The 20,204-nt window shown below is 67.4% G+C and carries 16 protein-coding genes; 13 read left to right on the forward strand and 3 right to left on the reverse strand.

Features of this window, described 5'->3' with window-relative positions; translation table 11 throughout:
* The first annotated feature begins 92 nt into the window (after window positions 1–92).
* The 3 genes from AC5P9W_RS14695 to AC5P9W_RS14705 are packed head-to-tail and all read left to right on the forward strand — an operon-like array spanning window position 93 to window position 8,579.
* Window positions 93–6,791, forward strand: coding sequence for an Hpt domain-containing protein (locus tag AC5P9W_RS14695; RefSeq protein ID WP_495219339.1), 6,699 nt, complete (start codon window positions 93–95; stop codon window positions 6,789–6,791).
* Window positions 6,778–8,118 (forward strand): chemotaxis protein CheB, encoded by a 1,341-nt coding sequence (locus AC5P9W_RS14700; RefSeq protein WP_021203309.1) that lies wholly within the window; start codon window positions 6,778–6,780, stop codon window positions 8,116–8,118. Before AC5P9W_RS14695 ends, AC5P9W_RS14700 begins: the two co-directional genes overlap by 14 nt.
* Window positions 8,115–8,579, forward strand: coding sequence for a chemotaxis protein CheW (locus AC5P9W_RS14705; RefSeq protein WP_005410712.1), 465 nt, complete (start codon window positions 8,115–8,117; stop codon window positions 8,577–8,579). Before AC5P9W_RS14700 ends, AC5P9W_RS14705 begins: the two co-directional genes overlap by 4 nt.
* Window positions 8,580–8,732: 153 nt before the next feature.
* On the opposite strand, the gene AC5P9W_RS14710 is transcribed toward AC5P9W_RS14705, so the two are convergent.
* Window positions 8,733–9,470, reverse strand: a complete 738-nt coding sequence (locus AC5P9W_RS14710; protein ID WP_288041423.1) for a 16S rRNA (uracil(1498)-N(3))-methyltransferase — start codon at window positions 9,468–9,470, stop codon at window positions 8,733–8,735.
* Complete coding sequence (bioA, locus tag AC5P9W_RS14715; RefSeq protein WP_220078224.1) at window positions 9,461–10,852, reverse strand: adenosylmethionine--8-amino-7-oxononanoate transaminase; 1,392 nt, start codon at window positions 10,850–10,852, stop codon at window positions 9,461–9,463. Before bioA ends, AC5P9W_RS14710 begins: the two co-directional genes overlap by 10 nt.
* Window positions 10,853–10,929: 77 nt before the next feature.
* Between bioA and nudE the strand changes: the two genes are divergently transcribed.
* From nudE to AC5P9W_RS14765, 10 genes are all read left to right on the forward strand, one after another.
* Window positions 10,930–11,493 (forward strand): ADP compounds hydrolase NudE, encoded by a 564-nt coding sequence (nudE, locus tag AC5P9W_RS14720; RefSeq protein WP_019660090.1) that lies wholly within the window; start codon window positions 10,930–10,932, stop codon window positions 11,491–11,493.
* A complete protein-coding gene (gene cysQ, locus AC5P9W_RS14725) occupies window positions 11,490–12,293 on the forward strand; it encodes a 3'(2'),5'-bisphosphate nucleotidase CysQ (protein ID WP_019660089.1) in 804 nt (267 codons plus the stop codon). The genes nudE and cysQ overlap by 4 nt, the downstream gene beginning before the upstream one ends.
* 13 nt (window positions 12,294–12,306) lie before the next feature.
* Window positions 12,307–13,146: a nucleoside triphosphate pyrophosphohydrolase gene (gene mazG, locus AC5P9W_RS14730; RefSeq protein WP_111102081.1), complete on the forward strand. Its 840-nt coding sequence runs from the start codon at window positions 12,307–12,309 to the stop codon at window positions 13,144–13,146.
* The gene (locus tag AC5P9W_RS14735; protein ID WP_010482716.1) at window positions 13,143–13,472 is read left to right on the forward strand and encodes a YnfA family protein; all 330 of its coding nucleotides are present in this window, start codon (window positions 13,143–13,145) and stop codon (window positions 13,470–13,472) included. The genes mazG and AC5P9W_RS14735 overlap by 4 nt, the downstream gene beginning before the upstream one ends.
* A gap of 125 nt (window positions 13,473–13,597) precedes the next feature.
* Window positions 13,598–13,900 carry an Mpo1-like protein gene (locus tag AC5P9W_RS14740; protein ID WP_019660087.1) on the forward strand — a complete coding sequence of 101 codons (303 nt, stop codon included), beginning with the start codon at window positions 13,598–13,600 and terminating at the stop codon, window positions 13,898–13,900.
* A gap of 66 nt (window positions 13,901–13,966) precedes the next feature.
* Window positions 13,967–14,926: an SPFH domain-containing protein gene (locus AC5P9W_RS14745; RefSeq protein ID WP_019660086.1), complete on the forward strand. Its 960-nt coding sequence runs from the start codon at window positions 13,967–13,969 to the stop codon at window positions 14,924–14,926.
* 1 nt (window position 14,927) lies between these two features.
* Window positions 14,928–15,371, forward strand: a complete 444-nt coding sequence (locus tag AC5P9W_RS14750; RefSeq protein ID WP_495219340.1) for an NfeD family protein — start codon at window positions 14,928–14,930, stop codon at window positions 15,369–15,371.
* Between the two features lie 122 nt (window positions 15,372–15,493).
* On the forward strand, window positions 15,494–16,606 hold the full coding sequence (gene gcvT, locus AC5P9W_RS14755) for a glycine cleavage system aminomethyltransferase GcvT (protein ID WP_227852384.1): 1,113 nt from the start codon (window positions 15,494–15,496) through the stop codon (window positions 16,604–16,606).
* Window positions 16,607–16,700: 94 nt separating this feature from the next.
* Window positions 16,701–17,096, forward strand: coding sequence for a glycine cleavage system protein GcvH (gene gcvH, locus AC5P9W_RS14760; protein WP_019660083.1), 396 nt, complete (start codon window positions 16,701–16,703; stop codon window positions 17,094–17,096).
* 774 nt (window positions 17,097–17,870) lie between these two features.
* A complete protein-coding gene (locus tag AC5P9W_RS14765; RefSeq protein ID WP_019660082.1) occupies window positions 17,871–18,365 on the forward strand; it encodes a hypothetical protein in 495 nt (164 codons plus the stop codon).
* 239 nt (window positions 18,366–18,604) lie between these two features.
* Here the strand turns inward: AC5P9W_RS14765 and AC5P9W_RS14770 are convergent, their stop codons facing one another.
* Entirely contained in the window at window positions 18,605–20,008 is a 1,404-nt protein-coding gene (locus AC5P9W_RS14770; RefSeq protein ID WP_019660081.1) for a serine hydrolase domain-containing protein, read from the reverse strand.
* Window positions 20,009–20,204 lie beyond the last annotated feature (196 nt).

The following is a 20,204-nucleotide window of genomic DNA, read 5'->3' on the forward strand; positions in this document are numbered from 1 at the left end:
GGGCGGCGAGCAAGGAACCAGTCGATGAAGCATTTCCATTTCCCACGCCAGAACTCGCGCGGCCACCGCGCGGCGGCGAACGGAGCGCGTCCATGAGCAGTCTGCGCGATGCGATGAGCCACGCAGCGCTGGGCTGGGTCAAGCCCGAGCTGGACGAGACCCTGCGCCAGGTGCGCAACGAGGTCGAGTACTACGCCGAAGACCCGAGCGATGCCAGCCGCATGCGCATCTGCGCCGGCTACCTGCACCAGGTGCAGGGCACCCTGCGCATGGTCGAGCTGTATGCACCGGCGATGGTGGCCGAGGAACTGGAACAACTGGCCAATGCCATCGGGGCCGACGGCGTGGCCGACCGTGATGAAGCCTGCGCGACCCTGATGCGTGGCAGCGTGCTGCTGCCCGATTATCTGGAGCGCCTGCAGAACGGGCATCGCGATATTCCGATCGTGCTGATGCCGCTGCTCAACGAGATTCGTGCCGCGCGTGGCGAAGAAGGCGTGCATGACAGCGTGCTGCTGGCATTCGCACCGGACAGCGTCACCGCCACCGAGGCCGAGCTGGACCATGCCCGCGGCAGCCTGAGCGGGCGCAACCGCGAGTTGCTGGACACGGTTGGCAGTGCGGTGAAGGAAGAACTGCTGCGCATCAAGGATGCGCTGGACCTGCACCTGCGCACCGGCGGTGCTCCGGAACAGCTGCAGACCCAGGCCAACGAGCTCGGGGCGGTGGCCGATACGCTGGGCATGATGGGCCTGGGCGTGGCCCGCAGCGTGGTCGTGCAGCAGCGTGACGCACTGCGTGGGGTGGTGGAAGGGCGCCAGCAGATCGATGAGAACCTGCTGCTGGATATCGCCGGGGCACTGCTCTACGTGGACGCCTCGCTGGACGACCAGGTCGCCCATCTGGGCGCTGGCGGCAGTGGCGAGGACGATCCGAGCGCGGTTGAGAACCGCCGCACGGTGGAGGTGCTGGCGCATGAAGCCATCGCCAACTTCGCCGCCGCCCGCGAGCATTTCGTCGCGTTCATCGAAACCAGCTGGAACCATGCCGAGCTGCAGGATGTGCCGCGCCTGCTGGGTGATGTATCCGGTGCGCTGCGCATGCTCGATCTGGGCACCGCCGCAGACTACCTGCGTGGCGTACAGCAGTACATCGAGGCCGAGCTGATCGGTCGCCAGCGCGTGCCCAGTGGCCGCCAGCTGGACACCCTGGCCGATGCCATGGCCAGCCTGGAGTACTACCTGGAAGCCCTGCGCGACCGCCGTCCGGGCCGCGAGGACATCCTCGACATCACCCGCAGCAGCCTTGAAGCGCTGCGCTATTGGCCGTTGCCGGACCGCAACGCGGTGGAACCGGTTGCCGCCGCGCCGGTTCCGTTCGCATCGCTGCTGGTGGACCGGGAGCCGGTCGCGCTGCAGGCCGAGCCTTTGCAGCCGGAGCGCATCGAGATTCCGGTTCAGCCAGCCGCGCCCGCCGCCGGCACTGTGCCGGTGCCCTTGCCGGACTTCACCTTTGATCCACCACCGGCCACGCCTGCACCGGAGGTGCTGGACAACCGCCTGATGTTCGGTGCGCTGGGGAACCTTGCATCCACACCGCTGTCGCTGCATGACGACCGCGAGGCGGCGCTGGTCTTCGCCGCCTCCAGCGCACCTGCGCCCGAGGTGCCGCAGTGGGATCTCGCGCCGTTCCATCCGGACGCCGATCCGGCCGCGAGTGCCGAAGACGAACGCAGCCCGACCTTCGCCAGTTTCGATCCGGTCAGCTTCGAACGCGCCGAAACCGGAATGGAATCGGTGCCGCAATGGACGCTGTCGGAGGCGACACCACCGGTATCGGCTGATGTGGCAGTGGCGGATGTCGAGCACGACGTCGACGCGTCGGTACCCTTTGACACCACTGGCTTTGCAGCGCCGGTGTTCGACCCGGTGGCTGCCGAGCACGATGTGGTTGCTGCCCGTGACGACGTGGTGTTCCGTTTCGACGCCGATGCGCTGGATAACGCCGACGACGTGCTGTCGCTGCACGCCATGGAGACGCTGTCGCTGGACGACGACGCCGGACTGCATCCGTCGCTGGAGACCGTCGATGACGCCACGCCCCAGCCGTTGGACGAAAGCCCCGTGGTTGCCGAAGTCGACGCCGTTGCGGCGGATGTGCCGGAGCACGCGGCCGCGCCGATGGCCGAGGTGCTGACGCCGGCCTCCGATGCACAGGCACCGGCGGTGTCGGTGATTGATATCGACACCATCGCACCGATCGATTTCAGCGAAGCCGACGCACAGTTCTTTGCCGAGCTGAGCGCCGCGGCGGCCGACTTCAATCCGCAGGCCATGGCGGCTCCGCCCGCTGCGGACATCCCGGTCGTGGCTGGGACCGAGGCCGGCTTCGAGGCCGGCTTCGACGACGATGCCGAGAACATCGACGAGGACATCCGCGAGGTGTTCCTGGAAGAGTTCGACGACGAACTGGCCAACCTTGGCACGCTGCTGCCGGCATGGCGCACGCAGCTGGACAACATGGACCGGCTGCGGCCGATCCGCCGCATCTTCCACACCCTCAAGGGCAGTGGCCGACTGGTCGGCGCGCGCACCCTGGGCGAGTTCGCCTGGAAGATCGAGGGCATGCTCAACCGCGTGCTCGATGGCAGCCGGCCGGCCACGCCGGCCGTGCTGGCAATGGTCGACAATGCGCACGCCGCACTGCCGCAGTTGAATGCCGCGCTGCGCCATGGCCAGCGCATCAGCGTGGACCTGCAGGCAATGCAGGCCATCGCCGATCGGGTCGGCGCCGGCGAGGAGACCTTCTACGTGCCGTTGCCGGCTGCGGCCGCACCGGCAGCGACACTGGCCGAGTCCGAAGGCGAAGATGAAATCAGCCGCCTGCTGGACGCCGAGGCCGCTGCGTCGGCGCAGGCCGATGCCTCGGCGGTGGCCGAAGACGCCGGGACCCCGGCCAACATCGACAGCGTGCTGCGCGAGATCCTCGAGGCCGAGGTCGAAGTCCACCAGGCGACCCTGCAGGAGTGGCTGCGCTCGGCACAGCAGGCACCGCAGCCGGTCAGCGACGCACTGCTGCGTGCGGTTCACACCATGAACGGCGCCTTCGCGATGACCGAAGTGCCGGAAATCACCGCCGTTACCGGCGGCGCCGAGTCCTACATCAAGCGGGCTCTGGCCGCCGATGTGGTACCTGGCGACGAGGGTGTCGCCGCGCTGGACGCAGCTGCGCAGGCGATCACCGCGACCATGGAGGCGCTGCAGGCCGAACACCCGCGCATTGCGCCGCAGGATGCGCTGGTGCAGCGGCTGCAGGCATTGGCTGGCGAGCTGCCGGAAGCGCGCTGGCCGCTGTTCGCGTCGGAAGACGAGGATGAAGAGGGCACCGAACCGGCGCCAGATGTCGAGCAGGCATCCGAAGCCGAAGCGCCGCTGGCCGGCCTGGACGCGCTGGGCGAAACCAGCATGCCCGTTGCTTCCGATGCGGCTCCTGATCTCATTGCCGAGCCGCTTGCCGAAGATGCGCTGGAACCGGTTCCATCTGCGCCCGACCTCAGGACGCCGGACGTCGCCGCCGACAGCGGCCTGGAAGTCGGCGAGTTGACCGCCAGCGACGATCTTTCGCGTTACTTCGATGCCGGCTGGCCGTCGGTGCAGGGAGAAGATGAACCCGCAGTGGCGTACACCGGCGCGATTGAATCGATCCAGCCGGTGGAGAGTGCGCCTGTTGTCGAAGGGGCCGACGCAGCTGCCGCGCCCACGATCGAGACCGTCGACGACGCTGATCTGACCATGGCCGACGATCTGTCGCCGTACCTCGACGCCAGTGCGCTGCCGGTCGACGACCGCGACGCGGAAGAGCTGCCGGTGTCTGCGGAAGTTGACGCGATCGACCTGAATACGTCCTTGTCCTTTGATTCGGGCAGCGGCGATGACAGCGTCATTGACGACGCTGCTGCATTGCCACTCGACAGCGAGCTGTCGAGCCTGCAGGATGAAATGGCTGTGCCGGGTTTCGCAGAACCGGTCACGCTGGCAGCCGCGCTCGAGGCCGGCCTGCACGTGATCGAGCAAGAGCGGACCCTGGACGACGACGGGCAATGGCCCGTGATCGGCCTCCAGGCCAGCGAACTCGCGCCGGGCGAGGCAGATGCCTTTGCCGAGGATGCGGACGTCGGCGGGGAGGCGGCGGTCGGTGAAGGAGAGAGCGCCGATCAGCCGTCCCCGGCGACGGTGATTGAGGCGTTCAGCGCAGAGGCACGCGTTGGCAGTGGTGCTCCGGTGCGGTTCTTCGAAATGGAAGAGGCGCCGGGCCAGGGCACGATCAACACCGGTGCCGGCGCGGAGATCGCAGCGGCCGACATCGAGCCCCCTGCGCCGGATGTTGAGCAGGCGCCTGTTGCGGCGGATGCCGAAGACGGTGCCGATGCCGATGCGCTTGACTTCAGCGTGTACGACCGCGAGCTGGTCGACATCTTTGTCGAGGAAGGCAGGGACCTGCTCGACCACTGTGATGGCCTGATCAGCGAGCTGCGTGATGCACCGCAGGATCGCGAGGTGCTGGCCGGCCTGCAGCGTGACCTGCACACCCTCAAAGGGGGCGCTCGCATGGCCGGTATCAATGCCATCGGCGACCTCGGCCACAGCATCGAATCGCTGCTGGAAGCGGTGGCCGCTGGCCGTACCGAAATCGAGCGCCGCGACGTGCAGCTGCTGGAACGCGGCTTTGACCGCCTGCACCAGCTGCTCACCCGTACCGGCACCCACCGCGTGGTGGAGCCGGCGCTGGATCTGGTGGAGGCCTTCGAGGTTCGCACCACCACCGATATTGCTGCAGCCGCCACGGCCGCGCGTGCAGCCAGCGAGGCCGAGACCGTGCCGGCGCAGGCTGCGGCCACGCTGACGCCGATTGTCGACGCGCCGCTGTCGGCACCGCTGCCGGCCGAGGGTACGGTCGATGAAGACCCCCTGGCACGTCCGCAGCAGGAACAGGTGCGCGTGCGCGCCGACCTGCTCGACCGCCTGGTCAACCATGCCGGTGAAGTGGCGATCTACCGCTCGCGCCTGGAACAGCAGCTCGGCGCCTTCCGCGGCGCGATGGGCGAACTGGAGCGCACCAATGCGCGACTGCGCGACCAGCTGCGCCGCCTCGACCTGGAAACCGAGGCGCAGATCGTCGCCCGCTACCAGCGCGAGCAGGACCAGGCCGACCAGAAGTTCGACCCGCTGGAACTGGATCGGTTCTCCACCCTGCAGCAGCTCAGCCGCGCGCTGAACGAATCGGCGGCCGACCTGGGTGGCCTGCAGGGCGTGCTGGACGATCTGTCGCGCCAGTACGATTCGCTGCTGCAGCAGCAGTCGCGTGTCAGTTCGGAGCTGCAGGACGGCCTGATGCGCGCGCGCATGGTGCCGTTCGATGGCCTGGTGCCGCGCCTGCGCCGCGTGGTCCGCCAGGCCGGCATGGATACCGGCAAGCAGGTCCACCTGACTCTGGAAGGCACCCACGGCGAACTGGACCGCAACGTTCTCGACCGCATGGTCGCGCCGCTGGAACACATGCTGCGCAACTCGGTGGCCCATGGCCTGGAAGCGCCGGAACAGCGCCGCGCCGCCGGCAAGCCGGAGGAGGGCGAGATCGCCATCCGCCTGCACCGCGAAGGCTCGGAAATCGTCCTGGAAGTGGCCGATGACGGCGCTGGCCTGGACCGCGAAGCGATCCGCCGCCGCGCAATCGACCGCGGCCTGCTGGCCGCCGATGCGCAGCCGAACGAGCAGGAACTGGACAACCTCATCTTCGCGTCAGGCTTCACCACCGCCGACCAGGTCAGCCAGCTGGCCGGCCGTGGCGTGGGCATGGACGTGGTGCGCAACGAAGTGCGCCAGCTGGGTGGCTCGGTCGATATCCAGTCAGTGCGTGGGCAGGGCGTGCGCTTCACCCTGCGCCTGCCGCAGACGCTGGCGGTCACCCAGGCGGTGTTCGTGCAGATCGGCGAAACCACCTTCGCAGTGCCGGTGGCCTCGGTCAGTGGTATCGGCCGCCTGTCGCGCGAGCGCTTCGAGGCTGCCGACAGCAGCTACCGCTACAGCGGCGAAGACTATCCGCTGTACGACCTTGGCAGCTTGGTCGGCCAGGCCCCGGCGCGTGCCGACGGCCAGGAGCAGGTGCCACTGCTGTTGGTCCGTGCCGGTGATCTGCGCGCCGCCGTCGCGATCGACCAGGTGCTGGGCAACCGCGAAATCGTGGTCAAGCCGGTCGGCCTGCAGATCGCGTCGGTGCCGGGGATCTACGGCGCCACCATCACCGGCGACGGCCGCGTGGTGGTGATCCTGGACGTGGCGCCGCTGGTGCGCCGTTTCCTGGCCAACCCGACGCTGCCGGTACTGGCCAATGCGCCGCGCCGGGAGCGCCAGGTGCCGCTGGTGATGGTGGTCGACGACTCGCTGACCATGCGCAAGGTCACCGGCCGCATCCTCGAACGCCACAACTTCGAGGTCAGCGTTGCGCGCGACGGCGTGGAAGCACTGGAGCGACTGGAAGAGCGGGTACCGGACCTGATGCTGCTGGACATCGAGATGCCGCGCATGGATGGCTACGAGCTGGCTACCGCGATGCGTGCCGACCCGCGCTACAGGGACGTGCCGATCGTGATGATCACTTCGCGCAGCGGTGACAAGCACCGCCAGCGCGCCTTCGAGATCGGTGTCCAGCGTTATCTGGGCAAGCCGTACCAGGAACTGGACCTGATGCGTAACGTGTACGACCTGTTGGGGATCGCCCGTGTCCGTGAGTGAAACCCAGGCGGCTCCGGCCGTTGCCCTGCTGGCCCGTCCCGGCGCGGCGCGCGAGCGCCTGCGCGAGGCACTGTCGCATGCGGATGTGCAGCTGGTGCTGGAAGACGACCCGAACAGCCTTGAGCCGCAGCTGCTGCACGACGCCCGACCTCAGGTCGTGGTGATTGCGCTGGAGACCGCCATTGAGGACGCATTGGAGCGCCTGGAAACGGTGTTGTCCGCACCGGGCCTGACCCTGGTCTTCGACGAGGCCGAACTGGCCGCACGTCGTGATGGCTGGGAGGCCCAGCGCTGGGGCCGTCATCTGGCCGCGAAGCTGCATGGCCATCAGCAGGTGTTGCCGCCGGGGGCCGAAGAAGAACCCAGCCTGCAACTGGCGCCGGGCCATCCGGCACCGCCACCGGCACCGCAGGAAGAAGCGCTGCAGGCGCACTTGGACCAGGCATCGAGCTGGGCCGACGAGGTCCCCGCTGACAGCCTGTACTCGCCGCCTGCGCAGCTGCACGAACCGATTGCGCTGGAACAGGCGCTGGCGGCGCTGCAGCCGGTCGTGCCTGAGCCGCTGGAGGCCCCCGAACCGCCATCGCTGGCGGAGATCGCGCCCGCAGCGCCGCCCATTCCGCCGATCTCCTTCGACCACACCGCATGGTCGCTGGTCGATGACGTGGCCGACGTTCCGGCAGCCGCTTCGCAACACGCCGCGCCGGAGGCACCGCTGCCTTCCTTCGATACCGGCCATCTGAGCCTGGTCGATCTGGATGCTGGTGCGCCCGTGGGCGCACGCGCCGGATCGTTGCTGGTGCTGGCCGGCATCGGCGGCCCGGATGCACTGCGTCGCCTGCTGGGCGCGCTGCCTGCATCGCTGAGCGTGCCGGTACTGGTGCATATGCGCTTGGACGGTGGCCGCTACGGAAACCTGGTCAAGCAGATGGCGCGCGTGTCGCCGCTGCCGGTGCAGCTGGCCGAAGTCGGCCAGCGTGCAACACCCGGTGAAGTGCACGTGCTGGCCGATGACATCGGCGTGCAGGCAGCCAGCGACGGCCTGCATTTCGTCAGCGACGCGCAAGGGATCTCGATTGCCGCGCTGCCGGCTGAGCACACCGCGCTGGTCCTGCTCAGCGGCGCCGACCTTGCGCTTGTGGGGCCGGCACTGGATCTGGCCGCCGCCGGTGCGTGGGTGGCCGGGCAGGTCGGCGAGGGCTGCTATGACCCTGCCGCGGCCACGGCGGTGGTCGCCGCTGGCATGGTGGCCGGTGAACCACAGGAACTGGCGCAGGCCATCGCCTCGCGCTGGGGCGTGGAAGACGATAACGGAGACGCACCATGAGCTATGCCAGCAATGACGAAATCCGAGGCGTCCTGATCCAGGCCGGCAACGAACGCGTGCTGCTGCCCAATGCCACCGTGGCCGAAATGATGTCGCGGGTGCCGGTGCAGCCGGTTTCCGATGCCCCGCGCTGGCTGGTCGGCGAAATCGGTTGGCACGGCTGGCAGGTGCCGCTGGTGTCGTTCGCGCGCCTTTCCGGCCTGGGCGAGGAAGCCGTGGGCGGCCACAACAAGGTGGTGGTGCTGAAGGCCCTCAGCGGCAACGCGCAGCGCCCGTACTACGCGCTGCTGACGCAGAATTTCCCGCAGCTGATCTCGGTGCCGCGCGATGGCCTGCTGGCCGATGCTTCCGAGGAAACCCTGCCGCAGATCGTGCACATGCGCGTGCTGCTGGGTGAGCAGAGCGCGCTGCTGCCGAACCTCGACGCACTGGAAGCCGCCCTGGATTCGCTGGCGGCTTGATCCACCAGGCTGGTAGTGCCGGCTGCCGACCGGCACCGAGCCGAGCATGGCTCGGCTCTACAAGGAAACTGCAATCTGGCGCGGGCCTGTAGAGCCGAGCCTACGCTCGGCTGCCGCCCTGGACGCGCTGGCCGGCACTACAACGAATCAGCCTCACCCCAGATCGCCCAGCCGCGCCTGCAATGCGGCAATCGCGGCCAGCCCGGCGGTCTCGGTTCGCAGGATGCGCGGGCCCAGTTGAAGGCCCTGGAAGCCTGCTGCTGCCAACTGATCACGGTCGCGCGGCGACCAGCCGCCTTCCGGACCGATCGCGATCACGATGCCGCCCGCCGGCGCCGCGTCCAGCGTCGACAGGCGATGGGCACCCAGCGGGTCCAGGGTCAGCCGCAGCGTATCGGCGGGCAGTGCCGCCGCGGCCTGTGCCAGCGACAGCGGCGGGCCCACCTGCGGAATGCGCGCGCGCCCGGACTGGCCGCAGGCCGAGGTCACCACATTGTTCCAGTGCGACACGCGCTTCTCCGCCCGAGCCGCATCCAGCTTCACCTCGGTACGCTCGGCATTCACCGGAATGATCGCCGCCACGCCCAGCTCGGTGGCCTTCTGCAGGATCAGGTCCATCTTTTCGCCTCGGGCAATGCCCTGCAGCAGGGTGATCGCCAGCGGCGATTCGTTGCCCACCGCCTGCACCGCATCGATGCGCACCTGCACCTCGCGCTTGCCGGCGGCAGTCAGCGTGGCGCTGTAGTCGTGGCCATCGCCGTTGAACAGCACGCAGGTATCACCCTCGCGCAGGCGCATCACCCGCACCAGATGGTTGGCCGTCTCTTCCGGCAGGGTCACGGTCTGGCCGCTGTGCAGCGCCAGGTCGATGGGGCAGCGGGTCACGCGCATGCAATCGCCTCGTCAATCGCCGCCAGCGTGGTATGTGCCAGCAGCTCCAGTTGTTCGTCGTCCACGCAGTAGGGTGGCATCCAGTACAGCACGTCGCCCAGCGGACGCAGCACCACGCCACGTTTCAGCGCGGCCTTGTAGGCATGCAGGCCCAGCCGCATGGCCGGGTCGAAGGGCGTGCGCTTGTTGCCGTCGCGCGACAGCTCGAAGGCAACTACCATGCCGGCTTGGCGCACGTCGGCCACGTGCGGATGGTCGCTGAACGGTGCGGCCAGCGTGCCCATCACCGAGGCGATGCCACGGTTGCGGGCGATCACATCGTCGTCGCGGAAGATGTCCAGCGTGGCCAATGCCGCCGCGCAGGCCAGCGGGTTGCCGGTATAGCTGTGCGAATGCAGGAAGGCGCGCTCGCGTGAGTCGTCGAGGAAGGCGTCGTACAGCGCCTGCGTGGCCAGCACGGTGGCCAGCGGCAGGAAGCCGCCGGTCAGGCCCTTGGACAGGCACATCAGGTCCGGCATCACCCCGGCCTGCTCGCAGGCGAACAGGGTGCCGGTGCGGCCGAAGCCGGTGGCGATCTCGTCGGCGATCATGAACGCGCCATGGGCGTCGCATAGTTCGCGCACGCGCTGCAGGTAGACCGGGTCATGCATGCGCATGCCGCCGGCGCACTGCAGGCGCGGTTCCAGGATCACCGCACAGATCTCGCCCGGGTGCTGGTCGAACAGCGTGGCAAGGCCATCGGCGGCCTGCAGTGCACGCTCAGCCGGGCTCTGACCGGGCTCAGCCAGGAAAGCATCGGGCGAGGGCGCGAACAGCGCTTCGGCCAGCAGCGGCGCATAGACGCGGCGATACAGCGGAATGTCTCCCAGCGCCAGCGCGCCGAGGGTCTCGCCGTGGTAGCCGTTCTCCAATGCGATGAAACGCGTGCGCTGCGGTTCCCCTCGGTTCTGGAAATACTGGAAGGCCATCTTCAGCGCCACTTCCACGCCGGCGGACCCGTTGTCGGCGTAGAACACCTTGGCCAGTGGTTCGCGGCCAGGCTGGCGTGGGGCCAGTGCGAGCAGGCGTTCGGCCAGGCTGATGGCTGGCTCATGGCCGAAGCCGGCAAGCATCACCTGTTCCAGTTGCCTGGCCTGGGCGGCAATGGCACCACCGATGCGCGGTTCGGCATGGCCGAACAGGTTGGTCCACCAACTGCTGACGGCGTCCAGGTAGCGATTGCCGTCGTGGTCGATCAACCATGCGCCTTCACCACGGGCGATCGGCACCAGCGGCAGGGTATGCGGGTGCTCGCGCATCTGCGTGCACGGGTGCCAGAGCACCTGCAGATCGCGTTGCCGCCAGTGCTGGGCCAGCGGGGAGGGGGTTGGGTCTGCTAGCATTTCGGGCTCATGAACATGTTGCTGCCTGCACATTCTATCGGCACCGGCGCAGGCGCCGGCCGCCGCGGAGATTCCACATGAACGATGACCGTGCCGGGCGTCGCTTGCCGATCATCCATCGGATCACCGATGAGGAGAACGGCCCCTTCCAGCGGCAGCATCTGGACCTGGAGTTCTCCAACGGCGAACGCCGCCGGTTCGAACGTCTGGTCAGCCGAGGTCATGGCGCAGTGGTGGTGGTGCCGATGCTCGACGACGAGACCGTACTGCTGGTACGTGAATACGCTGCCGGCATGCACCGCTATGAACTGGGGTTGGTCAAGGGGCGGATCGATGCCGGCGAGACCCCCGAGCAGGCCGCCGACCGCGAGCTGAAGGAAGAGGCCGGTTTCGGCGCGCGCCGGGTCGATGTGCTGCGCGCGATGACCCTGGCCCCGACCTACATGAGCCACCAGTCGTGGCTGGTGGTGGCACGCGACCTGTACCCGGAAAAGCTGGCCGGCGACGAGCCGGAAGAACTGGAAGTCATCCCGTGGAAGCTGGCCGAGCTGGACCAGCTGATGCTGCGCGAGGACTTTTCCGAGGGGCGCTCGCTGGCGGCACTGTTCATCGCCCGCCAGTGGCTGCAGGGACTGCGATGATCAAGCTGACCACGGACCTGCGCGAGACCGCCATCGCCATCGCCCAGGACGCCGGACGGGCCATCATGCAGGTCTATGCCGATGGCTTCGATGTACAGATCAAGGACGACAGCAGCCCTGTCACCAGTGCCGACCTGGCGGCCAACCAGGTCATTGAACAGGGCCTGCAGCAGCTGACCCCGGACCTGCCAATCCTGTCCGAAGAATCGGCACAGGTGGCCTGGGAGCAGCGCCGCCACTGGGGCGCGTACTGGCTGGTCGATCCGCTCGACGGCACCCGTGAATTCGTCAAGCGCAACGGCGAGTTCAGTGTCAACATCGCGCTGATCTACCAGGGCGCACCGGCCTTCGGCGTGGTGCTGGCCCCGGTGACCGGCATCGTCTGGCATGCCATGCGCGGCGAGCTGGCCTATCGCCGGCAGGGTCTGCACGACACCGTGCTGCGCACCCGCACGCCGGCCACCGTACCGCTGCGGGTTGCTGCCAGCCGCTCGCACCGCTCACCGGAAACCGAGGCCCTGCTTGCAAGGATGGGCCGCATCGAGACCATCGCGCAGGGCTCGTCGCTGAAGTTCTGCCGGATCGCCGAAGGTGGCCTGGATGTCTATCCGCGGCTGGGCCCGACCTCCGAATGGGATACCGCCGCCGGCCAATGCGTGCTGCACGCCGCCGGCGGCGCGGTGCTGTCGGCCGCGACCGGCAAGCCGTTCCGTTACAACCGCCGCGAAACCCTGTTGAACGGCGATTTCATTGCCCTTGGTGACACCAGCCTGCCATGGCGCGACTGGTTGTCCGATTGACCCTGGAGGCCGCATGAGCGCGCACGACACTCCCACCACCGGCAGCGCCGCCACCCATGAGCTGGAGCGCCTGCTGGCGATCATGGCGCGCCTGCGCGACCCGCAGGGCGGCTGCCCTTGGGACCTGGAGCAGAACTTCGCAACCATCGCGCCATATACCATCGAGGAAGCCTACGAAGTGGCCGATGCGATCGATCGCGGCGATCTCGATGATCTTTGCGATGAACTGGGCGATCTGCTGCTGCAGGTGGTGTTCCATGCGCGCATGGCCGAAGAGCAGGGCAGCTTCGCCTTCGCAGACGTGGCCCGCGCGATCAGCGACAAGATGCAGCGCCGCCACCCGCACGTGTTCGCCGAGGTGAGCGTCGACGATGCCCACGGCGTGACGCGCAACTGGGAAGCGATCAAGCGTGCCGAGCGTGCGGCCAAGGGCGAGCAGGACACCTCCGCACTGGCCGGCATCTCGCGCGGCTTGCCGGAGTGGCAACGTGCGGTGAAGCTGCAGTCGCGCGCGGCCAAGGTCGGTTTCGACTGGCCAGGTCCGCTGCCGGTGCTGGACAAGGCGGCCGAGGAACTGCAGGAGCTGCGCGAGGAGTTCGAGCGCGGGGATATCGCCGGCAACAAGGCGCGCCTGCAGGAAGAGCTGGGTGACCTGCTGTTCGTCTGCGCCAACCTGGCCCGCCATGCCGACATCGACCTGGGTGCGGCGCTGCGCGGGGCCAACCACAAGTTCGAACGTCGCTTCCGTGCGATGGAAGCGCAGGCCGACGCGCAGGGGGAAGCGCTGGCCGCGATGGACCTGGAGGCGCAGGAAGCGCTGTGGCAGCAAGCCAAGGCAGCGGAGAAAGCGTGAAGACACTCGGCCTGTTCCTGCTGACCGCGCTGGCCGAGATCGTCGGCTGCTATCTGCCGTGGCTGTGGCTGCGCAAGGGCGGCAGCATCTGGCTGCTGCTGCCGGCGGCCGCCAGCCTGGCGCTGTTCGCCTGGCTGCTGACCCTGCACCCGACCGCCAGTGGGCGGGTCTATGCCGCCTACGGTGGGGTCTACATCGGCACGGCGCTGTTCTGGTTGTGGCTGGTCGACGGCATCCGTCCCAGCCGGTGGGACCTGTTCGGTGCCGCCCTGTGCCTGGCCGGCATGGCAGTGATCATGTTCGGTCCGCGCACCTCATCGGTGTAGGGCCGAGCCATGCTCGGCCGCTCTTCCTTCCCACTGCGCCGGCGCGCGCAAGCCGAGCATGGCTCGATGCTGCAAGGGCAGCGATGGTGCATGATGGTGGCGGCCCTGGTTCCCGGAGCACGCGCATGTCCCGCTTCGCCAGCTTCCGCGAGTTCTATCCGTTCTATCTCAGCGAGCACCGCCACCCGGTTTCGCGGCGGCTGCACTTCATCGGCAGCTGCGGCGTGCTGGTGCTGGTCATGGCAGCGGGCCTGCGCGGGCAGCCGATGCTGTTGCTCGCTGCGCTGGCCTGCGGCTATGGATTCGCCTGGGTCGGCCATTTCTTCTTCGAGAAGAACCGTCCGGCCACCTTCCAGCATCCGCTGTACTCGTTCATGGGCGACTGGGTGATGTTCGCCGACATCCTGCGCGGGCGCGTGCCCTGGTAGTTCCGCTGTGAATGTGGCCTTCACGCGCTATGCTGGGGCCTGGACGTCACAGATAAGGAAAGCGAGATGTTCCCGACCATGTTCTTTACCGTGGTACTGGCCTTCGTGGCCGTGGTCATCCTGTTCAAAGCGGTACGGATGGTGCCCCAGGGCTTCGAATGGACCGTCGAGCGCTTCGGGCGCTACACGCACACCATGACGCCGGGCCTGCATTTCCTGATCCCGATCGTGTACGGGGTGGGGCGCAAGGTGAACATGATGGAGCAGGTGCTGGATGTGCCCAGCCAGGAGGTGATCACCAAGGACAACGCCGCCGTGCGCGTGGACGGCGTGGTGTTCTTCCAGGTCCTGGACGCTGCCAAGGCCGCTTATGAGGTCGCGAATCTGGAAGTGGCAATGATCGCCCTGGTGCAGACCAACATCCGTACCGTGATCGGCTCGATGGACCTGGATGAATCGCTCAGCCAGCGCGAGGTGATCAATGCCCAGCTGCTGAGCGTGGTCGACCATGCCACCAATCCCTGGGGCGTGAAGGTCAACCGCATCGAGATCCGCGACATCCAGCCGCCGCGCGACCTGCTGGATGCGATGGCGCGGCAGATGAAGGCTGAGCGCGAGAAGCGCGCGCAGATCCTCGAGGCAGAGGGTTCGCGCCAGTCGGAGATCCTGCGCGCCGATGGCGAAAAGCAGGCTACCGTGCTGGAGGCTGAGGGCCGTCGCGAAGCCGCGTTCCGCGATGCGGAGGCCCGCGAGCGCCTGGCCGAGGCCGAAGCCAAGGCGACCCAGATGGTGTCGGCGGCGATTGCCGAAGGTGACGTGCAGGCGATCAACTACTTCGTCGCCCAGAAGTACGTCGAGGCGTTCAAGGAACTGGCCAGCTCGCCGAACCAGAAGCTGGTGCTGATGCCGATGGAGGCCAGCGGCGTGATCGGTTCGATCGCTGGCGTGGCCGAACTGGCCAAGCAGGCACTGGGCGACCAGACCACCAAGGCCGCAGGCAAGCGGCCACCGCCGATCGGAGGCTGACATGCGCTGGGAAGTCGTCGGTTGGGGCGCGTTGGCGCTGCTGCTGTTCGCGGCAGAGGCGTTGGCACCCGGGGCGTTCATGCTGTGGATCGGCACTGGCGCAGCGGCCGTGTTCGTCCTGGTTGCGGTGTTCAGCGGCATTCCGTTGCTGTGGCAGGTCGTTGCCTTCGTCGTGCTGAGCGTGGTCTCGATCCAGTGCTACCGGCGCTGGGGCAGGAAAAGGGCGCGGCCCAGCGATGCGCCGTTGCTCAACCGCCGTGCCGAGCAGCTGGTCGGTCGGGTGGTGCCCTTGCAGCAGGGCATCGTCAGCGGGCAGGGCCGGGTCAGCATCGATGACGCGTCCTGGCCGGTGAGCGGCCCGGAGCTGCCGGCGGGTACGTGGGTACGGGTGCTGGCGGTACAGGGCAGCACGCTGCAGGTTGAGGCTGCGGGCCGCTCCTTGTAGAGCCGGGCCTCTTCGTGCGGGCGTCGCGTGGGCTCGGCTCCGGCGCTGCGCTGCGGCGCGACCTGTGGGTGACCGATCTGGGATAATGGGGGTTCTTGTTTCCTCTGCTGCCGGACCCGGTCATGACCCAGAAGACGCTGCTCAACGATACCCACCGCGCCCTTGGCGCCAAGATGGTCGATTTCGGGGGTTGGGACATGCCCATCCACTACGGCTCGCAGCTCGACGAGCACCACCTGGTGCGCCGTGAGTCCGGTGTGTTCGACGTCAGCCACATGACCGTGGTCGATCTGCGCGGTGAGCAGGTCAAGCCGTTCCTGCGCCGCCTGCTGGCCAACTCGATCGACAAGCTGAAGGTCACCGGCAAGGCACTGTACTCGTGCATGCTGAATCCCCGTGGCGGCGTCATCGACGACCTGATCGTCTACTACCTGGGCGACGACTTCTTCCGCATGGTGGTCAATGCCTCGACCCGCGAAAAGGATCTGGCCTGGCTGCGTGAGCAGGCCGCACCGTTCGGCGTGTCCGTCGAGCAGCGTCCGGACCTGGCCATCCTGGCCGTGCAGGGGCCGCAGGCGCGCGACATCGTCATCAGCCTGGCCCGCGAAGCCGACCGCGCCGCGCTGACCAAGCTGGGCCGCTTCGCCGCCCTGCAGGTGCAGTCCGACGATGGCGTCGAGCTGTTTGTCGCCCGCACCGGCTACACCGGCGAAGACGGCTTCGAAATCCTGCTGCCGCAGGATGCCGTGGTCGCGTTCTGGAACCGCCTGCTGGCGGCAGGCGTGAAGCCGGCAGGCCTCGGCGCGCGCGACACGCTGCGCCTGGAAGCCGGCATGAACCTGTACGGCCAGGACATGGACGAAGAGATCAGCCCATATGAGGCAGCATTGGCCTGGACCGTGTCGCTGGACGAAGGCCGCGACTTCATCGGCCGCGGCGCGCTGGAAGCGCAGAAGGCTGCCGGCACCGCGCGCCAGATGATCGGCCTGGTGATGGACGAAAAGGGCGTGCTGCGCCACGGCCAGGCAGTGACGACGGCCGGCGGCGAGGGCGAGATCCTGTCCGGCACCTTCTCGCCGACGCTGGCCAAGGGCATCGCCTTCGCCCGCGTGCCGGCCGGTGAACTCGGCCAGGTCACCGTCGACATCCGCGGCCGGCAGGTGCCGGTACGCGTGGTCAAGTTCCCGTTCGTGCGCGAAGGCCAGGCCCAGCCCGGCGTGCTCGCCGACGCCTGATCCGAACGTGCCGGTCGTCACTGACAGCAGTGACGGCCGGTTGGTTACACTAGCCCCGTTTTTTCCACCCCCTGCATATCTCTGGAGCAGTCCCATGAGCGAGATCCCCGGCGACCTCAAGTTCCTCAAGTCCCATGAGTGGGCCCGTGTCGAAGGCAATGGCCGCGTCACCGTCGGTATTTCCGACCACGCCCAGGGCCTGCTGGGTGACCTGGTCTACGTCGAACTGCCCGAAGTCGGCGCCGAGGCCAAGGCCGGCGAACAGATCGCCGTTGTCGAGTCGGTGAAGGCCGCCTCGGACGTCTACAGCCCGATCAGCGGCAAGGTCGTCGAGGTCAACTCAGCCCTGTCCGACAAGCCGGAAACCATCAACGAAGATGCCTACGGCGAAGGCTGGATGTTCGTGGTCGAACTGGCCAACGCCGAAGAGGTCAACGATCTGCTGGATCCGGACGCGTACGCCGAAGTCCTGGAGAGCGACGACCACTGAGTCGCGCTTGCGGATTCTGAAACGGCCACCTTCGGGTGGCCGTTTTCGTTTTGGCGAGTGCGTCGGACTCATGACGGCCGGTTCGCTTGGCACCCTCGGCGTGGCATCAGCGGACTGACAATCGGTGCCGATCGGCGTGCGCAGTTTTGCGCAAATCCGCGTTTCCGCCCCGCGCCGACGTACTCGGATGTGAAAACTTTTTGCCCCCCGTTGCGGCGCCGTTGTGCTGGCGTTGGTGCCAGCGGCAGCCGGTGCTGGCGATGTGTGCACGCAGTGGCCACCGACGTGCATGCATCTGCGCAGAGTGCTTATTTCAAGTACTTTTTGTTCAACGCTTGCATGGTTGTTGCTGCAGGCAGCATGCGTGCGTGGCGCTTCGGCGGTCGTCGAGCGCGGAGCGTGGCGACCGTGCAGGCACCACCATGGATGGCGCGGATGTGAAAATTTTTCGCGGGGGTTGTTGACAGTAAAAAAAACCGTGATTAGGTTTCGCCTCAGCAGACCTTGCCTGCCCAACCGAGTGCGCAGAATCAATCGTCCGATGCGAAGCAGCCCCTTCAAGACCACCGCGACCCTGATGACGGTGGACATGGCCCCGCTTCCCCCGGAGAAATGCAAGGCAACTCCCGTTCCGATGCCCGCTCCGCCGATCGAGGCTGGCATTGCCGCATCCGTAACGGCGCGCCTGACGCGCCGGCGGTCCCCGCACGCAGCATCCGCGGGTTTGATCCACCTGGGCGTTTCAACTCCCTATCACTGACGAGGAGCCATCCCATGGCAACCAAGAAAGCTGCGAAGAAAAAGCCCGCCGCCAAGAAAGCGGTGAAGAAGGTCGCGAAGAAGGCCGCTGCCAAGAAGGCAGTGAAGAAGGTCGCGAAGAAGGCGACTGCCAAGAAGGCGGTGAAGAAGGCTGCGAAGAAGGTCGCCAAGAAGGCCACTGCGAAGAAGGCAGTGAAGAAGGCGGCGAAGAAGGTCGCCAAGAAGTCCACTGCCAAGAAGGCCACCAAGAAGGTAGCCAAGAAGGCCACCAAGAAGACTGCCAAGAAGGCAACGGCCCGCAAGCCGGCCAAGAAGGTCGCGAAGAAGGCAACTGCCAAGAAGGCCGTCAAGAAGACCGCCAAGAAGGCAGTGAAGAAGACCGCGAAGAAGGCCACCAAGAAGGCTGCCCCGAAGAAGGCAGCGAAGAAGGTTGCCAAGCGCAAGCCGGCCGCCCGCAAGAAGAAGGCCGCTCCGGTCGCTCTGCCGGCAACCCCGGCACCGCTGATCTAAGTACTTCCCGATAGCCGCATCCTGAAACCCCTTCCCTGGCTGCCCAGCGGGGAGGGGGTTTTTTTATGGGGCCATTGCCAGCACCGAGCCATGGCCGACTGCCTTTCTGACGTTTGACGCGCTGCATCTGTGGAGCAGGGGCCTGTCTTCCGAGCTGGCCGGGCATGGCCAGGTCCTACAAAACAACAAAAAGGGCGGCCCCCAGGCCGCCCTTGATGCTCACGGTCGAGCCCGCCGGATCAGCGCGGGGAAGCCACCGCGCGGTTGCTCGAGGCGCCCTTGCCCTTGCGCTTGTCCTGCTGCTGCGCAGGGCTGCTGCCCTCGGCCATCAGGTTGTCGCTTCCGAAGTCGGTGTCCACGTCCAGCCAGCGCTGCGCCGGCAGGCCGAGCGCGGAGTCGAGCACGGTCGGCAGCAGGCCGCTGGGCAGGCTGCTTTCGCCGTTCCACATGATGGCGATGCCCAGATCGCGTTCCGGCACCAGCGCGACCAGGCCGCGGTAACCCTGTACGGCACCGGCATGGAACACCACGTCGTGGCCGGCGTAGTCGAAGGTGCGCCAGCCCAGGGCATAGCCCGCCGAATGCAGGCGCTCACGGCGCCAGCCTGAACGCATCTCGCCGGGGGTGCTGATCAGGCTCGAATGCAGCGTGGCCAGCAGCGGTGCGGGCAGCACGTCGGGGCGGTGGCCGGTGTGGGCGAGCAGCCACTGCGCCATGTCGCTGGCACTGGCATTGACGCCGGCCGCCGGGGCGACCCGGTAGTAGGTCGGCTTCGGCGTCAGCGAGACCCAGCCGTTGCGGCTGCGCACGTGCGGACGCGCCCAGCGCGAGCTGGCCTGGATGCCGGCCAGGCCGAGGCTGGCATCGTTCATGCCCAGCGGCTTGAAGATACGGCGCTCGACCGACTGCTCGTAGAAGCTGCCGGAGGCCGCGTAGACGACATCGCCGATCAGGCTGAAGGCCACGTTCTGGTAGGCATAGCACTCGCCCGGCAGGCACTTCAGGCTGGTGTTGGCCAGTTTCTGGGTCAACGCGTAGTACTCGGCGTTGCCTTCGATGTCGCGGTCGTAGGCGTTGTACGGCAGGCCGACGCGATGGCTGAGCACGTCGGCCACGGTCAGGCGATCAGTGGCTTCCGGCGAGTTCAGGCGGAAACCCGGCACGTAGTCGGTGACCTTGCTGTCCCAGCGCAGCGTGCCGTCGTTGACCAGCAGGCCGGCCATGGTGCCGGCGAAGGCCTTGGACAGCGAGGCCAGGCGGAACACGGTGTGCGCATCAACTGGCAGCGGATTGTTGACGTCGGTGACGCCATAGCCGCGCGCGCTGAGGATACGGCCGCCCTGAACGATCGCCACCGCCATGCCCGGCACGCGTTCGCCATAGGTGAGCTGCTGCGCCATCGATTCGATGTTGGCGACGTTGAAGCCGGGCGCCGGGGCCTGCACGCGGGGCACCAGGCCGGTGCGGTAGGCCGCCGGCTGGGTGTGGGCGACGGTGGGACCCGCAGCAGTTTCGATGTTGGTCGGCATCGGCGGCAACGCCGGCGGGGTCTGCGCGGTGGTGGACAAGGCAACGGGCATCAACATGCCCAGCAAACCGGTGGCCGCCGATCGGATCGGACGACGCAGGCTGTTCTTTTTCATCGGTTGGACCCGTGCGCGACTGCTGATGGCGATTCTAGCGCCGCTTTTCCCCTGTGCACAAACAAAGCGAAGATGAATGCGCATCTCGTTGAAAAAGTTGGCATTTTGACGCTCTGGAAGTGTGTCCGAACGTGTCGTTCCTGCCTCTCATGCCACTACGTTGCGGCCATCGGTGCGCGCGTCACGCTGGCGATGT

It is taken from the genome of Stenotrophomonas sp. YJH_SMC_33, assembly GCF_059372295.1.

Bases quoted from the DNA above. Each gene is read 5' to 3' on its own strand.
- AC5P9W_RS14695 (WP_495219339.1), top strand. From the start codon at position 93: ATGAGCAGTCTGCGCGATGCGATGAGCCACGCAGCGCTGGGCTGGGTC.
- AC5P9W_RS14705 (WP_005410712.1), top strand. From the start codon at position 8,115: ATGAGCTATGCCAGCAATGACGAAATCCGAGGCGTCCTGATCCAGGCC.
- AC5P9W_RS14710 (WP_288041423.1), bottom strand. From the start codon at position 9,470: ATGCGCGTGACCCGCTGCCCCATCGACCTGGCGCTGCACAGCGGCCAG.
- bioA (WP_220078224.1), bottom strand. From the start codon at position 10,852: ATGCTAGCAGACCCAACCCCCTCCCCGCTGGCCCAGCACTGGCGGCAA.
- nudE (WP_019660090.1), top strand. From the start codon at position 10,930: ATGAACGATGACCGTGCCGGGCGTCGCTTGCCGATCATCCATCGGATC.
- cysQ (WP_019660089.1), top strand. From the start codon at position 11,490: ATGATCAAGCTGACCACGGACCTGCGCGAGACCGCCATCGCCATCGCC.
- mazG (WP_111102081.1), top strand. From the start codon at position 12,307: ATGAGCGCGCACGACACTCCCACCACCGGCAGCGCCGCCACCCATGAG.
- AC5P9W_RS14740 (WP_019660087.1), top strand. From the start codon at position 13,598: ATGTCCCGCTTCGCCAGCTTCCGCGAGTTCTATCCGTTCTATCTCAGC.
- AC5P9W_RS14745 (WP_019660086.1), top strand. From the start codon at position 13,967: ATGTTCCCGACCATGTTCTTTACCGTGGTACTGGCCTTCGTGGCCGTG.
- AC5P9W_RS14750 (WP_495219340.1), top strand. From the start codon at position 14,928: ATGCGCTGGGAAGTCGTCGGTTGGGGCGCGTTGGCGCTGCTGCTGTTC.
- gcvT (WP_227852384.1), top strand. From the start codon at position 15,494: ATGACCCAGAAGACGCTGCTCAACGATACCCACCGCGCCCTTGGCGCC.
- gcvH (WP_019660083.1), top strand. From the start codon at position 16,701: ATGAGCGAGATCCCCGGCGACCTCAAGTTCCTCAAGTCCCATGAGTGG.
- AC5P9W_RS14765 (WP_019660082.1), top strand. From the start codon at position 17,871: ATGGCAACCAAGAAAGCTGCGAAGAAAAAGCCCGCCGCCAAGAAAGCG.
- AC5P9W_RS14770 (WP_019660081.1), bottom strand. From the start codon at position 20,008: ATGAAAAAGAACAGCCTGCGTCGTCCGATCCGATCGGCGGCCACCGGT.